The organism is Tepidibacter hydrothermalis, from assembly GCF_029542625.1.
Classification (GTDB): Bacteria; Bacillota; Clostridia; order Peptostreptococcales; family Peptostreptococcaceae; genus Tepidibacter_A; species Tepidibacter_A hydrothermalis.
Genome location: NZ_CP120733.1, coordinates 1,919,218 through 1,936,616, shown reverse-complemented (window position 1 = coordinate 1,936,616; position 17,399 = coordinate 1,919,218). Strand labels below are relative to the sequence as shown.

At 25.5% G+C, this 17,399-nt stretch carries 14 protein-coding genes; 12 read left to right on the top strand and 2 right to left on the bottom strand.

Translation table 11 applies throughout. The annotated features are described in order from the left end of the window. The first annotated feature begins 2 nt into the window (after positions 1-2). The 3 genes from P4S50_RS08845 (at position 3) to P4S50_RS08835 (ending at position 4,662) form a co-directional block, all read left to right on the top strand. Complete coding sequence (locus tag P4S50_RS08845; RefSeq protein ID WP_277734475.1) at positions 3-1,718, top strand: ABC transporter ATP-binding protein; 1,716 nt, start codon at positions 3-5, stop codon at positions 1,716-1,718. Continuing rightward, positions 1,711-2,538, top strand: coding sequence for an energy-coupling factor transporter transmembrane component T family protein (locus P4S50_RS08840; protein ID WP_277734474.1), 828 nt, complete (start codon positions 1,711-1,713; stop codon positions 2,536-2,538). The genes P4S50_RS08845 and P4S50_RS08840 overlap by 8 nt, the downstream gene beginning before the upstream one ends. 126 nt (positions 2,539-2,664) lie before the next feature. Beyond that, positions 2,665-4,662 carry a methyl-accepting chemotaxis protein gene (locus tag P4S50_RS08835; protein WP_277734473.1) on the top strand — a complete coding sequence of 666 codons (1,998 nt, stop codon included), beginning with the start codon at positions 2,665-2,667 and terminating at the stop codon, positions 4,660-4,662. A gap of 36 nt (positions 4,663-4,698) precedes the next feature. Here the strand turns inward: P4S50_RS08835 and P4S50_RS08830 are convergent, their stop codons facing one another. After that, on the bottom strand, positions 4,699-5,865 hold the full coding sequence (locus P4S50_RS08830; protein ID WP_277734472.1) for a DEAD/DEAH box helicase: 1,167 nt from the start codon (positions 5,863-5,865) through the stop codon (positions 4,699-4,701). 241 nt (positions 5,866-6,106) lie between these two features. Here P4S50_RS08830 and P4S50_RS08825 point away from each other — a divergent pair, with 241 nt between their 5' ends. The 4 genes from P4S50_RS08825 to P4S50_RS08810 all read left to right on the top strand — a co-directional run bounded on the left by P4S50_RS08825 (position 6,107) and on the right by P4S50_RS08810 (position 8,597). After that, on the top strand, positions 6,107-6,379 hold the full coding sequence (locus P4S50_RS08825) for a GIY-YIG nuclease family protein (protein ID WP_277734471.1): 273 nt from the start codon (positions 6,107-6,109) through the stop codon (positions 6,377-6,379). A 74-nt stretch (positions 6,380-6,453) separates the two neighbouring features. Continuing rightward, complete coding sequence (locus P4S50_RS08820) at positions 6,454-6,762, top strand: hypothetical protein (RefSeq protein ID WP_277734470.1); 309 nt, start codon at positions 6,454-6,456, stop codon at positions 6,760-6,762. Between the two features lie 36 nt (positions 6,763-6,798). Further along, on the top strand, positions 6,799-7,596 hold the full coding sequence (locus P4S50_RS08815; RefSeq protein ID WP_277734469.1) for a Cof-type HAD-IIB family hydrolase: 798 nt from the start codon (positions 6,799-6,801) through the stop codon (positions 7,594-7,596). Positions 7,597-7,739: 143 nt separating this feature from the next. Continuing rightward, the gene (locus tag P4S50_RS08810; protein ID WP_277734468.1) at positions 7,740-8,597 is read left to right on the top strand and encodes a M15 family metallopeptidase; all 858 of its coding nucleotides are present in this window, start codon (positions 7,740-7,742) and stop codon (positions 8,595-8,597) included. 37 nt (positions 8,598-8,634) lie between these two features. Here P4S50_RS08810 and P4S50_RS08805 read toward each other — a convergent pair whose 3' ends face one another. Next, positions 8,635-8,802, bottom strand: a complete 168-nt coding sequence (locus tag P4S50_RS08805) for a hypothetical protein (RefSeq protein WP_277734467.1) — start codon at positions 8,800-8,802, stop codon at positions 8,635-8,637. 306 nt (positions 8,803-9,108) lie between these two features. Here P4S50_RS08805 and P4S50_RS08800 point away from each other — a divergent pair, with 306 nt between their 5' ends. The 5 genes from P4S50_RS08800 (at position 9,109) to P4S50_RS08780 (ending at position 17,388) form a co-directional block, all read left to right on the top strand. Further along, positions 9,109-10,632 carry a sensor domain-containing diguanylate cyclase gene (locus P4S50_RS08800; protein ID WP_277734466.1) on the top strand — a complete coding sequence of 508 codons (1,524 nt, stop codon included), beginning with the start codon at positions 9,109-9,111 and terminating at the stop codon, positions 10,630-10,632. 181 nt (positions 10,633-10,813) lie between these two features. Then, on the top strand, positions 10,814-12,658 hold the full coding sequence (locus P4S50_RS08795) for a sensor domain-containing diguanylate cyclase (RefSeq protein ID WP_277734465.1): 1,845 nt from the start codon (positions 10,814-10,816) through the stop codon (positions 12,656-12,658). Positions 12,659-12,763: 105 nt separating this feature from the next. Beyond that, positions 12,764-14,626, top strand: a complete 1,863-nt coding sequence (locus P4S50_RS08790) for a sensor domain-containing diguanylate cyclase (RefSeq protein WP_277734463.1) — start codon at positions 12,764-12,766, stop codon at positions 14,624-14,626. Between the two features lie 204 nt (positions 14,627-14,830). Continuing rightward, positions 14,831-17,125, top strand: a complete 2,295-nt coding sequence (locus tag P4S50_RS08785) for a DNA topoisomerase (protein WP_277734461.1) — start codon at positions 14,831-14,833, stop codon at positions 17,123-17,125. A 125-nt stretch (positions 17,126-17,250) separates the two neighbouring features. Then, positions 17,251-17,388 carry a hypothetical protein gene (locus tag P4S50_RS08780; RefSeq protein WP_277734460.1) on the top strand — a complete coding sequence of 46 codons (138 nt, stop codon included), beginning with the start codon at positions 17,251-17,253 and terminating at the stop codon, positions 17,386-17,388. Positions 17,389-17,399: the final 11 nt, after the last annotated feature.

Genomic DNA, 17,399 nt, shown 5'->3' with positions numbered 1-17,399 from the left:
ATATGGCATCGATAATTTCTTTTAAGGATTTCACATTTAAGTATAAGAGTTTATCAAAGCCAACTCTAAATAATATAAATCTTGATATACAAAGAGGGGAAAAGGTTTTAATAGCTGGACCCAGTGGATCAGGAAAGTCGACATTAGCTCATTGTATAAATGGGCTAATTCCATTTTCATATGATGGAGATATAACAGGTGAGTTGGTTATTGATAATATAAATCCATATAAAACTAGTATATTTGAAATAAGTAAAAGGGTTGGAACTATACTTCAAGATCAAGATGGTCAATTCATAGGGCTTTCTGTTGGAGAAGATATAGCTTTTTATTTTGAAAATGAGAATATAGAGCAAGTTAAGATGAAAGAGGAAGTAATAAGAGCAGCTAAGCTTGTAGATATGATGAAATATATAGATTGTAGTCCTTATGAATTATCAGGAGGGCAAAAGCAAAGAGTATCTCTTGGTGGTATACTTACAACTCAAGCTGAAATTTTATTATTTGATGAACCACTAGCAAATTTGGATCCTGCAAGTGGTAAAAAGGTTATGAAATTAATAGATGAGATACATAAAAAAACAGGAAAAACGATTATAATAGTAGAACACAGAATTGAAGATGTTTTGGAGGCTTCTTTTGATAAGGTTGTTGTAGTTGATAGAGGCGAAATACAAGCTTGCACAACTCCTAGTGAAATACTTGCATCAAATATATTGAAGAAATATGGACTTAGAGAACCTTTATATATAGAAGCTTTAAAACATTCAGGTTGTACAATTAAAAAAGAAGATAAATTAGATAGTTTTGATAATGTTAATAAATCTGAGTTTAAAGATAAAGTAAACTCTTTTTATAAAAACTTGAATACATCTAAAGATAAAAAAGAGTATAAAGATATTGTATTATCAGTTAAAGATTTAGAGTTTTCGTATGATAAAAATGAAAAAATAATAAAAGGGATATCGTTTGATCTTTATGAAGGAGAACTTATTTCTTTACTTGGAAATAATGGTTCTGGAAAATCAACTTTATCTAATATTATAACTGGAATAAATAAGCATGATAAAGGTGAAATTGTTTATAAAGGCGATAATATAAATGATTGGAGTATATCAAGTAGAGGTAAACATATAGGATATGTTATGCAAAATCCAAATTATATGATCACACAGAATATGATTAAGGATGAAGTTGCCTTAGGAATATTGAATAAAGGATATGATAGTGATACTATATCAGCTAAAGTGGAAGATGTTTTAAAAATATGTGGATTGATTTCTTATAAAAATTGGCCGGTATGTGCACTTAGTTATGGTCAAAAGAAAAGACTTACAATAGCGTCTATGCTTATACTTGAGCCTACGGTATTGATACTCGATGAGCCTACTGCTGGTCAGGATTATAAACATTATACTGAGTTTATGGAGTTTATAAAGACATTAACATTCAAAGGAATATCTATTATATTGATAACACATGATATGCATCTAGCTCTTGAATATACTGATAGAGCTGTTGTTTTAAGTGATGGTCAAAAAATTGCAGATGATAGAGTTGCTAATGTGTTAGCAGATGAAAAAATTATAAAAAAGGCTGATTTAAAAGAAACATCTTTATCAAAACTTGCTAGTCTTTTAGGTATAGAAGATGTTAATTCATTTATTCAAAGTTTTATAGATTATGAAAATGGAAAAAAGGAGTGTATTAATGGGTAAAATAGGAACTTTATATTTTGAAGAAGATACATTTTTACACAAATTAGATTCTGGTATTAAATTTATATTGTTTATGGTATGGACTATAATAACTTTTATGTTTTTAGATATTAGAATATTTGCATGTATAGGTATATTAGGAATTATATTATTGTATAAATCTAAAATTCCTTTTAAGACTATTAAAATTATGGTTGGGGTTATGATTGGTTTTAACTTATTAAATTCTTTATTTATATTACTAATAACTCCTCAATATGGATCAAAGTTAACGGGTACATACACATATATAATTGATATAGGTTACAGTGTTATTACACTTGAAAGTCTATTTTATGTTTTGACTTTATCTTTAAAATACGCTACACTACTTCCTATAACTCTTATATTTATATTTACTACTCATCCTAGTAAATTTGCAAGTAGCTTAAATAAGATGGGAGTTCCATATAAGATAGCTTATGCTTTAAATATAGCGTTTAGGTATATTCCTGATATTCAAAAGGAATTTAATCAGATAGTTAATTCTCAACAAGCTAGAGGTATTTCTTTTAAAAAGGGAGAGGCTTCTGTGTCTAAAAGAGTTAAAAATTTTACTGCTATAATAATGCCGTTAATTACGAGTGCATTAAAAAGGATAGAGGTAGTATCAAATGCCATGGATCTTAGAGGGTTTGGTAAACATAATAGTAGAACGTGGTATAATTATCACAAGATTAATAAAATGGATTATTTAGTTTTGTCAATATCTTTAATATGTTTATTAACTTCTATATATATCAAATTGAATATGAATTTTAATTTATGGTATCCGTTTTAAAACTAGTCTTATATAAGGCTAGTTTTTTTATTAAAAAAATACAATTAAATGGTAATAAATATAAAAAAAGGTAAAATTGAGTTCGTGGAGAATAAAAATAAATATAAGGGATAAGGGGTGAGGGAAATGCGATTAACTATAAAAAATAAAGTATTAATTCTGGTATTATCAGTCATAATAATACCTTTAACTATTTTGGGATATCAATCTTATCAAAAATCAACATGTGTTATAGAAGAACAGTTCAAAAATTCTATGTTAAAATTAAATAAAAATGTAGATAGAGAAATTAGGACTAGTTTTAATGGATATATAAGTTCTCTAAATATTATAAGTGAAAATATGTTTATTCAAAGTGTAGATGAAAATTATGAGTATGAAGCTTATTGCTTAGAATTATTTGAAGATTGCACCAATATTTATAAGGAAGCATTATCTGTTTATATGGGAACTGAAAACGGAAAGTACATTACATATCCATATGATGATGGTGGAAGTGAAGGGTATGATCCTAGAACTAGGCCTTGGTATAAAGATGCTGTTAAAGCAAATAAACCTATAATAACAGATGCATATGAGGATAGTGTAAGTGGCAAATTGGTTATGACCTATGCTATACCAGTTCATAAGGAAAATAATAAACTAGTAGGGGTAGTAGCATTAGATATTACATTAGATGAATTATCTAAAAAAGTTAATAGTATAAAAATAGGTGAATCAGGCTATTCTTTTATAATAGATACAAATGGAAATTTTATAACTAGAACAGATAAAAACAATGTAGGGGAAAATATAAACTCAAATGAATTCTTAACAATAATAAATAGTAAGAATGAGGATATAATAGATTATGATTTTGAAGAAAAGAATGGAGCTATAGATAAAAAAATAGTAGCGTTTAAAAAAATGGATGATACTGACTGGATGCTTGTTACTTTTATAGATTATGGAGAAATAGCTCAAAAAGGTAATTATGTATATAAAAGCATCATAATGGTTGGAATTATAATAGGATTAATAGCTTGTATAACAGGTGTTATATTTTCAAATAGAATTACTAAAGACATAAAACATATAGTAAATACTATAGATAGGGTTAAAGATGGAGATTTAAGATCTAAGATGAATTTAAAATCAAACGATGAAATAGGTGATATAGGAAGACATTTTGATTTAATGATAGATAATATTAAAAACTTGTTGATGCAAAGTCAAAATGTTGGAAATAGATTGTCTGAATCATCAAGTGAATTAGCTGCGATTACAGAAGAAGTAAGTGCATCCTCAGAGGAAATATCAAAGTCAATACAATCTATATCACAAGGGGTCAAAGAGCAATCTATTGATGTAGAAAATGGAGTTGAGCTTGCTGTTGATTTGGATAATAAATTCAATGAATTATCGGATAATATGAATAAAATGTTAAAAGACACAGATGAAGTTATAGGGTTTAATAAGGTGGGGATTGGATCTGTACAAGATCTTCAGAATAAGACAGATTTAAATAATAAATCCATATTAAAAATAGAGAATGCTCTTAATAAACTTACAGGAAAATCTAAAAATATAGGAGTTATATTAGATACTATAAGATCAATAGCTGAACAGACTAATCTACTTGCATTAAATGCATCAATAGAGGCTGCAAGAGCAGGGGATGCTGGAAAAGGATTTGCAGTTGTAGCTGATGAAATAAGAAAATTAGCTGAGGGTTCAGGAGTTGCAACTAATGAAATTCAAAATATAATAGATTCTATACATGAAGAAAATAGGAATACAGTTATGATTATGGATGAGGTAAAAAATATTTCTATGGATCAGACTAATTCTGTACAATATGTTAATAAATCTTTTGAAGATATATCTAATTCGATAGAACATATTACAAGTGAAATAAATATAGTTAGTGAGTATGTGAGCAATTTATCTAAAAATAAGGATTTAATAGTTGAAAGTATCAAAAGAATATCTTTAGTCTCAGAAGAAGGAGCAGCTTCTTCTGAAGAAATAAGTGTATCTGTTGAACATCAATCTAAAGCAGTTGAACAGGTTGCAAAGAGTGCTCAAGATTTAAATGAACTTTCAATTATTCTAGAAGATAGTATAAAAAAATTCAATATTTAAATTAAAACGGTGAACAATTTGTTCACCGTTTTTGTTTTAGTATTTTCTTTTTTTTCTCTTGATTATATTATCAACAAGAACTATTTTATTATCTGCAATGGTTATAGCTTCTTGGCTTATATTTAGTTGTTTCATCATTTTATACATTATAAATTTTTCTCTATCTCTAACTATATTTATAACAACTCCGTCTTTATTCATTCTACCTGTACGACCTGCACGGTGTAAATAATCTACCTTATCAAGTGGTAAATCCATATTGAATATATGAGTTACATCTTGAAAATCCATTCCTCGTGTAAATAAATCAGTAGTAACTAGAATTTTAAGTTTTCCTTTTTGAAATGATGATAATAAATGTTGTCTATCTTGGTTTTTAGTTCTAGTTTGAATCCCTCCAACTGAAAAACCTTGTCTGTGAATGTCTTTGACAAATCTATCTACATTTTCATTTTTATTTATAAAAACTAATGATTTGGAAGGTTTTATAGTTTTTAGTATTTCAACTAATGTATCTGTTTTTCTACGAGCTGTACTTATCATATATTGGTGTTTAATTTTTGTAGGTATAGGCTTAATGTGATCAAGGTTAATGAATTCAGGTTTTTTCATAATATTGTTCAATATATCACTAGATTCTTGTGATATAGTTGCAGAGAAGCTTAGTAGTTGTCTATCTCTTAAAGTTGTCTTTATTATACCTTGAACCTTTGATATAAAGCCTTTTTCTAATATTTGATCAACCTCATCTAAAGCTATTGTATTTATATTATGCATTTTTATTTTTTTAAGACTTATAAGGTGAAGAAGTCTTCCTGGAGTTGCTACAATTAAGTGAGGTTTTTGTTTTAATTTCTCTATTTGTTTTTCAATTTTCATACCTTCTACTATGCAGAAAGTTTTTATATCTGAATTTTGAGTTATTCTTTGGGCTTCTTGCTGTATTTGAATACTTAATTCTTTGCTAGGTGCTAATACTAGCATTTGTAAATCATTTTTGCTTGAATCGATTTTTTGTACCATAGGTATTAAATAAGATAAAGTTTTACCTGTACCTGTTCTGGCTTTTCCTATTACGTCTTTTCCTTCTAATATTAAAGGTATTGTGTCATTTTGTACCTTAGTTGGTTCTACAATATCAGATTTAGTAAGATTCTCTACTATGAATTCATGTAAATTATACTGTTTAAATTTATTTTGCATTTTGTATCTCCTTTTTTGTTTTATGAATCTATTATACCCTAATATGAGTATATTCGATACTATAATACGAATTTTTTATAATGAGTAGGAAGTTATATTCATATTCAAATTGTACATAATTATAAGTTTACTTACTAGGAAATTATAATACTCAATTGTATGTACTGTAAAGTATTAGTATTGTTTTAGTGTATACTATATAATTGTAGTTAATTTGAAAATTTAGTTTGGGGGATATTTTATGATATCAAATAAGGAGACAAAAAAATTTAATTATGTTTATATAATAGAGTGTAGTGATGGAACTTTTTATACTGGGTATACTAATAATTTAGATAAAAGAATTGATACACATAATAAAGGAAAAGGAGCTAAGTATACAAGGTGTAGGCTTCCTGTAAAATTACTTTATTATGAAGAATATGATTTAAAAGGTGAAGCTTTAAAAAGAGAATATAAGATAAAGCAAATGACAAGAAAGCAAAAAATGAAATTGATAGGTAAGATAAAGTAACAACTCTTTTGTTTTTTTGTTTTTGACAAATATGGTAATATATATATAAGAATATAAAAGATGAGGTTGTATAAATGTTTAAGAAGACAAAAAAGAGAAGTAGCAAAAAAAACAATGCAGCAAAAAATATTAATTATCTAAATAAAATGATACCGGGACTTGCGGTCACCTTGTATTTGAGCATATATTCTATTTATTATCTTGATGTTAGTATATTTGAAAAGTATGTAAGTTTAAATGATGATATTTTGAGAATAGCGTCTATATTAAGTGCTTATATATTAAGTGGCTATATAAGCACTAAAAATATTAAAGATCATAAAAGTATAAAATTGACATATATGATTAATTTTATTGTTTTTATTGTAATCTTAATGATATAATTTAAATTAAATTAATATTTGAAGGAGGATTTGAAGGTGAGATATAAAGCAATAATTTCAGATTTGGATGGAACACTCCTTAATAGTAATCATAGAGTCAGTGAATATACTAAGAGTGTAATTGAGAAGGTTATAAAGAAAGGAATTAAATTTTTTATAGCTACAGGAAGACATCATAAGGATGCATCCCATATAAAGGAACAGCTTAATTTAGATACGGTACTAATAACTTCTAATGGTTCAAGGGTACACAACTTTAAAAATGAAAGATTGTTGTGTCATAACATAGATCCTGAAATATGTAAGTCTATATTAGGAATGAAGTTTGATGATGATGTTCATGTAAATGTTTATCAAGAAGATCATTGGCTTGTAGAAAAAGAAAATGAGTGGTTGAGTAACTTTAATGATGAGTCTAGTTTTATGTATAAAATGGTTGATTTTAATAATTTGGATTCATATGAGTGTATAAAATTCTTTTTCATATGTGATGATGGAGAAAAGTTGAATTTAGTTAAAGAAGAAATTGAATCTAAATTTTCTGATTATGTACATGTTACATTTTCTTTACCTGTATGTCTTGAAGTTATGGCTAAAGGGGTATCAAAGGGAGCTGCTTTGGAGGAAATATTGAAAGATTACAGTATATCATCTAATGAAGTTATAGCATTTGGAGATGGATTTAATGATTTTGAGATGCTAAGTAGTGTTGGAAAAGGCTTAGTAATGGGAAATGCTGATGAAAATTTGAAAAATGCTCTTCCTGATAATGAAATTATAAAGACTAATAATGAGGATGGAGTTGCAAAGTATATAGAAGGGTTATTTTTATAAAATAAAAAGGAGCTAAAACTTTAGAGTTTTAGCTCCTTTATTTTTTGTATTAAATAGGGGGATTAACTCTTTATAATCAACAAATTTATATTAACCTGCATATATTAGTATAGTGAGATAGACTAATATTGAGGAGGGACAAAATGAGTAGGAATTTAGAAGATTTACATCCATATGTTAAATATTTAGCTGAAAAGTTTATTCAAGAATGCAAAAAACAAGGAATAGATGTCTTAATATACAGTACATTTAGGAGTAAAGAAGAACAAGATAAACTATATTCTCAAGGAAGAACTGCATCAGGTGAAAAAGTTACTAATGCAAAAGGAGGATATTCTTATCATAATTATGGATTAGCTTTTGATTGTGTACCTATAATAAATAAAAAAGCTCAATGGAATAGAACCGATTTATATGATGTTATGGGTAAAATAGGTAAAAGTATAGGGCTTGAATGGGGTGGAGATTTTAAAAGTATTAAAGATAGACCTCATTTTCAATGGACAGGAGGTCTTAAAATAAAAGACTTATTACAAGGAAAAAGGCCTATATCTCAATTGAATTTAGAATTTAGACATTCAATAAATAAGTTGTTTGAAGAAAATATAATAGATACTCCAAGTTATTGGATAGATAATAAAGAATATAAAACTGAATATGTAAAAAAACTTATATATAATTTTTCTCAGTATTTAGGAATTAATAAACCAGAAAATGAATTTACAAATATATTAAATGAACTAAGAAATAAATCAGTAATAGATTCACCAGATTATTGGATTAATAGTGAAATATATATAACTGAATATGTAATAGAACTTATTATTAAATTTAAAAAATATATAGAAAAAAATAATATTGACAGTGAATTCATATCTTCAGTAAATAAATTAGCTAAAGCAAATATAATAAATAGTCCGGAGTATTGGATTAATAATATGGAATATAAAGAAGAGTATGTTAAAGATCTTATAAAGAAAGTTGCAAATAAATTAGGGTAGTTCAACTACCCTAATTTATTTGTGATTATTTTAAGGTTTATTCAGTCTTATCATTTTTTCTTTCATATGGTTTAGTAGAGCCAATCGTATGTCGTTTTAAATCATTTGGTTGAGTTACTTCGTTACCCATTTCTAAATCTAATTGATGAAAATTTTTTATTGCTTGAGAATCGGATATTTTACGAGTATTTTTATTCTTAATCATAATATAGCCTCCTATATTTTTGTCTATTATTAATTTAACCAATAATACGAAAGCTATATTAGTAATTATTGAAAATTTAATATATAAATTTAATTTATATATTATTGTTATTTTTATTAAATAAAAATTAAATATATATTTAATAATTGCAAAAAAAAGACAGAAATATCAAAAAAAACTTATTATCTTACAAAAACGTTATGATATAATATTAAAAAATAAAACATTTTATTTTAAATAAATTAATTAAATATAAAAATACATAATTTGTTTTTATGCTAAAAAATATAGAAAGGATAAATCAATATGTTTGCATATAAATTCTTTTTATCTTTATTCAAATTAAATAGTTGGAAAAAATTATGTAATAAAATCAGGAAAAACAAAGATGCAGAAGAAATATCATATGAAATAGAACATTGCTTAAAGTGTGGACAAATAATAGAGATGAAAGAAAACTTTAAATTTCTTCAAAATTTTATTGACACTATTCCTACTCCAATATTTTATAAAGATGAGAATGGAGTTTATAAGAATTGTAATATAGCTTTCACAGAATTTGTAGGGTTCACAAAAGAAGAAATTATAAGACATACTAGTTATGATATTAATCCAAAAGAATTTGCAGAAGTTTATTATAAAGCAGATAATGAATTGATAAAAAATAAAGGTAAACAAACTTATGAGACAGAGATTAAACATAGAGATGGTTCAATTAGAGATGTGATTTTTAATAAAGCTGTTATTACAAATGAAAAAGAAGAGGTTAAAGGTATTGTTGGTTCTATAATAGATATTACTGAACGTAAAAAAGATCAAAAAAGAATAAATAAATTATTAAAGATAAAGGAAGCTATGCTTGAAATAAGTTATTCTGTCATGGGAGTAAATGATATTAAGGAACTATTTGATTTAATACTACAAAAGGCCATTGATTCTATTGAAAATGCAAATATAGGAGCTGTATTAATTTTAGATAATAATGAGAATCTTAAAATTGCTGCATCTAGGGGATATGAAATTGAAGAATCTAAAAAATTTAGTATTAAGCTCAAAGAATCAATTGTATGGTTTAAAACAAAAGGAAACATAGATAAAGCAATAGTTATTAATGATATTGATAAGATGAGTGAAATTAAATTTTTAGCTACAAATCAAAACCTTAAAATAAAATCTATTATGTCTGCTCCTATAGTTATAGATAGCAAATTATATGGATTTATAAATATTGATAGCAATCAGACAAATGTTTTTGATGATATAGATTTAGAAATAATGGAATATATAAGAAATCAAGTACAAATATCAATTAGCAAATATGAGTTATATGAAGAAATATTTTATTTATCTAGATATGATAAATTAACTAATGTTTATAACAGGAGTTATTTTGAAGATTTACTTGATAAATATATTCATAAACCTACTAAATATAAAGAAAAATTTTCTTTAGTAGTATTTGATTTGAATGGATTAAAATTTATTAATGATAAGTACGGTCATCTAGCAGGAGATGAATTGATTAAATCATTTGCTAAAAATTTAAGTGAATCTATTAGATCTTCAGATATTTTAGTAAGACTTGGAGGAGATGAGTTTGTAGGAGTTTTCTTTAAAACTAATTCAAAGAGTTTAATTAAAAAATTTGATGAGTTAATTGAAAACTTTAAAAATAATCAAATAGTATTTGAAGGTAATAATATTATTTGTAGTTTTAGCTATGGTATAGCTGAATTCCCAAAAGATAGCAATGATTATAAAGAATTAATAAAAATTGCGGATAAACGTATGTATGAATATAAACAGGGATCAAAAAATAATGAAATATAAAAGAAAAAGAGCTTCTCAAATTATTGAGGAGTTCTTTTTCTTTTATATATTTTTAAAATTTCAAAATAATACTTAAATTTTCATTAAATTGTGACAAAAAGTACAAAAAAAACCTAATATTTGATATACTAAAATAATAAATGATTTGAGAATATCATGCTTTTTAAAGGGGTGAGAAAAGATGTTGTTATTTGGGGGAAATATTGACATAGAAAATGAACAATTTTTAAAAGAAAGAAAAGTTGGGTTGAAATGTATAAAAAAAATAGATGATATATGTATATGGGAATGGGATTATAAGTTAAATGAAATTTATATATTAGGTGGATTTTATGAGGTATTTGACATAAATAATAAAAAATTCTTAGGAAGCTTTGAACATATTATTCAAAGTTATGTTCAGTCAGAGTATAGAAACATTGTACTAGAAGAGGTTGAAAAAGCAAGAAAGGTAGGAAAAATAAATAAGTTAGAATTTAAAATAGTGACATCTAGTAAAGAAGAAAAATGGATAAGAATAAATGGGGATTTTATATATGATGATAATAAAAATAAAATAAAAATGATTGGTGTAATTCAAGATATTACTCAGTGGAAGAAATCTGAAATATTACTTCAAGAAAATTATAAATTTCTTGAAATGCTAATAGATACAATTCCAAGTCCTATATTTTATAAAGATGAAAATGGTATATATAAATATTCTAATGTTGCTCATACGGAGTACTTAGGCCTTAAAAAAGAAGAGATTATTGGACACAATATTTATAATGTTATGCCAAAAGAAATTGTTCGCTATCATAGTAAAATAGATAATGAACTAATTGAAAATAAAGGTAAGAAAACATATGAATCTAAGTTTAAATGTAGTGATGGTATATTACATAATGTGATTTTTAATAAAGCCACTTATACAAATCACAAGGGGAAAGTTAAAGGTATAGTGGGGGTTATGGTAGATATTACAGAGCGTAAAAATACTGAAAAAAGAATAAATAGATTATTAAAAATTAAGGAAGCAATGCTTGAAATCAGTTACTCTATAACTGAAATAAATAATATTAATGAATTGTTTAATCTTATTTTAGACAAGATAACTCAGGCGATGAAAAATGCAGAACTAGCATGTATATTGACTTTAGACAAGTATGAAAATTTGAGAGTTGCTGCATGTAAAGGATATGACAAAGAAAAAGCTAAGGAGTACAATCTAAACTTAAGAGATACATTTATATGGAATGAAACTAAAGGGACGATAGAAAAAGCAGTTATTATTAATGATATTCATAAAATACTTGAAAAAAAGTTTCCTAATGTTCTGGAAAATAAAGGAAAATTAAATGTTCAATCATCAATTAGTTCACCTATTATTATAGGTGGAAAACTATATGGTTTTATAAATGTTGACAGCCGTAACAATTATGCTTTTGATGAAATTGACTTAGAAGTAATGGAATATATAAGAAATCAAATTGCTATTTCTATTAGTAAACATAAATTTTATGAAGAGACTATATATTTATCTAGATATGATAGGTTAACAGATATTTACAACCGAAATTATTTTGAAGAATTAATTTATACTAATATTCAAAAAGCAAATAAATATAAAGAAGAATTTTGTTTAGTAGTATTTGATTTAAATGGATTAAAATATGTCAACGATAATTATGGTCATTTAGCTGGGGATAAATTTATTAAAACGTTTGCATCTACTTTAAGCAGCAATATTCATTCTTATGATATTATAGCAAGACTTGGTGGAGATGAATTTGTAGGAGTTTTTTTGAGGACGGATGTACAAAGTTTAAAAAATAAATTTGAAGATTTATTAATGTATTTTAACAATAATAAAATAATATTTGAAGGAAATAGTATTACCTGCAGTTTCAGCTATGGAATTGCTAGTTTCCCAGATGATAGTATCAGTTATAATGAATTGGTAAAAATTGCTGATAAGCGTATGTATAAATATAAACAAGAATTTAAAAAAACATTTGGAATGAAAATATACGAACTTGATTAGTAAAATATAATAGAATTTTTGATGTATTAATGCAAAGATTTAAAAAATATATATTATTTGATATACTTATTGTAAATTTATAATAAGTATAGAGGGGGAAAACAAATGTTTTCATTTAATTGGATTAGAGGTTTATTTAATCCAAAAAGATTAAGATTTTTTGAAAATAAAAAAAAGATTATTTTAAGGGAAAAAGAAGCAATTCGAAAATGTGCTCAAGAAATAGCTGGTCTAGGTACTTGGGAATGGAATTATAGATCAAATGAAATTTGTTTTTCAGATAAATTATGCAAAATGCTTGATATAAATAAAGAAAAATATGAAGGTGATTTAGATTTTTTTATTAAAATATTAACTCCTGATAATTATAAAAATTTTGTAATAGAATCCATTAAAAACTCAATAGAAGATGGAATTGAAAAAAATATGGAATATAAAATAATAAATTCAAGTGGAGAAGAAATTTATATAAGGTCAACTACAATTAGTATATATGATGATAATAAAAATAAATTTAAAATGATTGGGATGTTTCAGGATATTACTCATTGTAAAAAAAATAAAGAATTAATTCAAGAAAATTATAAATTCCTTGAAATGCTTATTGATAATATACCAAGTCCCATATTTTATAAGGATAAAAATGGTATATATAAATATTCTAATATTGCTCATGTAGAGTACTTAGGGCTTAAAAAAGAAGATATCATTGGGCATAGTGTTTATGATATTATTCAAAAAGAAATTGCTGATACTCATAATGATGTAGACCTTGATATAATTAAAAATAGAGAAAAAAATATATATAAATCTAAGCTTAAATGCAAAGATGGTATATTACATGATGTTATTTTTAATAAAGCACCATATATAAATCAGAAAGATGAAGTAGAAGGAATAGTTGGAGTTATAGAGGATATCACAGAAAGAAAGAATGCAGAAAAAAGAATAAATAAACTATCAAACATAAAGGATGCTATATTAGAAATAAGCTATTCTATAACTGAAACAAGTGATATTAAAGAATTGTTTAATTTAATATTAGAAAAGGTAATTGAATCTATACAGAATGCACATATTGGTTCTATTTTGATATTGGATGATAATGAAGATTTTAAAATTGTGGCACATAAAGGTTATAAACAAATAAATGCTGAAAATTTTAAGCTTAGATTGAAAGATTCATTTATATGGCATAAGACATCTGGGAAAATGGATAAGACAGTTATTATTAATGATTTTGATAAAATGGTTAGTATAAAATGTCCAAATATTTTAAAAAATGAAGACGGATTTAAAGTTAAATCTTCTATTAGCTCACCTATAATAATAAATGGACAATTATATGGTTTAATAGGGATAGACAGTAAATATAATTATGCATTTGATGAAATTGATATAGAATTAATGGAATATATGAGAAATCAAATTGCTATAGCTATTGGTAAACATACACTTTATGAAGAAACTGTATACTTATCTAGATATGATAAATTAACAAATGTTTATAACAGAAGATATTTTGAAAAAATACTTGATATATATATTAATAAATCTATTATGGATAATGAAGAATTTTTATTAGTATTATTCGATTTGAATGGCTTAAAACTTATAAATGATACTTATGGACATTTAGCTGGAGATGAGATTATTAGAACATTTACTTCTACGTTGAAGAAACGAATTAGATCTTCCGATATATTAGCAAGGATTGGAGGAGATGAATTTGTAGGAGTTTTTTTCGAAACTGATTTAGAAAGTCTTATTAAAAAATTTGAAGATATAATTGATTATTTTAAAAGATATTATATAAAATTTGAAGAAAACGATATCCTGTGTAGTTTTAGCTATGGTATAGCTAAATTTCCTTATGATGGAGACAAATATAATAAATTAATAAAAATAGCTGATGAGAGAATGTATGAATATAAACAAAAAATTAAAAATGACTCAAATAAAACTTAGCTGAAAGATAAAAACTGTGAAACTCTATAATTTCAAGATGGTTAAGGTTATCTATTAGTATGATTTTGCAAAAAAAAGGATTATAGATTATAATATTATAAAAGAAAGTTAATATTAAAAATTAAAAATATATAAGACTATCGAGCATATTGTTTGCTCGATATTTTTGTTCAAAAAATTTTATATTGTAGGTGATTGATTAATATGAATAAAGCACTATTTGTAGCAGAAAAACCTAGTGTTGCCATGGAATTTGCAAAAGCACTGAATATTAAAGGAACTAAGAAAAATGGATATTTGGAATCGGATAAGGCTGTAGTGACTTGGTGTGTAGGACACTTAGTCAATATGAGTTATCCTGAAAAATATGATATAAAATATAAAAAATGGGTTCTTAAAGATTTACCTTTTTTACCAAAGAAATATAAGTATGAGGTTATATCTGGAGTGAAAAAGCAGTTTGACATAGTTAAAAGCCAAATGAAAAGAAAAGATATAGATACTATATATGTATGTACGGACTCTGGGCGTGAAGGGGAGTATATATATAGACTAGTGGATGATATGGTAGGTATAAAAGATAAGGTGAAAAAAAGGGTATGGATAGACTCTCAAACTGAAGATGAAATTAGAAAAGGTGTAAAAAATGCAAAACCACTTAGTGAATATGATAGATTATCAGATTCTGCATATTTAAGAGCAAAAGAGGATTATCTTATGGGAATAAATTTTTCGAGATTATTGACTCTTATGTATGGGAGAACTATCAGTGATTATTTAGGAACTAATTATACTGTAATTGCAGTTGGTAGAGTTATGAGTTGTGTTCTTGGTATGGTTGTGAACAGAGAAAGAGAAATAAGAGATTTTATAAAAACGCCTTATTATAAGATTAACTCATCTTTTAAGTTTGAAAATTGTCTTGATTATGATGGAGAATGGAAAGCTGTAGATGGATCCAAATATTATATGTCCAATTTGCTATTTAAAGATATTGGATTTAAAGAAAAAGAAAAGGCTGAAAAATTTATTAATTACCTTAAGGAAGATAATGATGAATTAATTGCAAAGATTGAAGAAGTAAAAAGAAAAAAAGAAAAGAAAAATCCACCATTGCTTTACAATTTAGCAGAGATTCAAAATGAATGTTCTAAAAAGTTTAAATTAAGTCCTGATGAGACACTAAAAATTGTACAAGGATTATATGAAAAGAAAATGCTTACATATCCAAGAACTGATGCTAGAGTTTTATCAAAAGCAGTTGCAAAAGAAATAGACAAAAATATAAAAGGTCTTTTAAATATAAAAAGCACTTGCAATCTAGAAAATATAGATGAACCTATTAATACTTTTATTAAAAATGTATATGATAATAAGTTGTTTTTGGGTCTTGAAAAAACAAAATATGTAAATGACAAGGCTATTACTGATCACTATGCTATTATACCTACAGGGCAAGGCTTAGGTAATTTTAATAAGTTAAATGATATTGAGAAAAGTATATTTTTACTTATTGTACGAAGGTTTTTAGCTATATTTTATCCTTGTGCAGTTTTTAATAAATTATCAATAACTACTAGTATAAAAGGTGAGAGGTTTTATACATCTTCTAAGGTATGTATTGAAAAAGGATATTTAGAAATAATGGATTATGACAAGAATGATAAAAAGTCAAACAAAGATAATATGGAAACACTTAAAACTTTAAAACAAGGAGCCGTTGTAAAAATTAATAAACTTGGAATTAAAGAATCAGAAACTACTCCACCTAAGAGGTATAATTCAGGTTCCATGATATTAGCTATGGAAAATGCAGGAAAATTAATAGAAGATGATGAGTTAAGAGAGCAAATAAAAGGTAGTGGAATAGGAACCAGTGCTACAAGATCTGAAATATTAAGTAAGCTCCAGAAAATTAAATATATTAAATTGAATAAAAAAACTCAAATATTAACGCCAGCATCTATGGGAGAGATGATTTATAATATAATAATAAGATCAATACCTTCGTTAATTAAACCGGAACTTACGGCAAGTTGGGAGAAGGGATTAACCATGGTAGCTAATGGAGAAATAGGTTCTGAGGATTATATGATAAAGCTTGAATCATATGTTATGAAAAATACTAAAAAGGTATTGGGGCTTAGAAACCACTTAGAGTTAATGAATTCATTCACATCAATTCCGAATTGTAAAAAATCAACTAAAAGCAATAAACGAAAAAAAATTGAAAACTCTTTAGGTAAGTGTGGTTGTTGCGATGGAGATATTTTAGAAAATAGTAAGGCTTTTTACTGTACTAATTGGAGTAGTGGATGTAAGTTCACTGTGTGGAAGAATAGTATTGAAAAACATGGTGTTATAGTAAATGATACAATTATGAAAAAATTATTAAAAGATGGAAAGGTTATTGGAGTAGAATCAGATCAAAATAATAAAAAAGTAAATATATCTATTAGGATTAATAAAGATAAGAATCCAACAATAGAAATATTCTAAAATTAAATTATAAAATTTTATCATTTTTAATTATTTTATTCATACAGTAATATAAAGTGAAACTTTTAAATAAAAATGTATAGGCTTGAGTTTTACTTTTTATTAAATATTAAAGAGGGGATTATATGAATAATCTTAAACACCACAAAAAATTAAAAATGAGAAAAATTACTATAGAAGAAATGAGAAAAGAACAAAAAAAAATAAAAGACATAGCGGATTATATACTTAAACAAAAATTAAAAAGAAATAAATCTAAGTAGTTAAAAAAGCG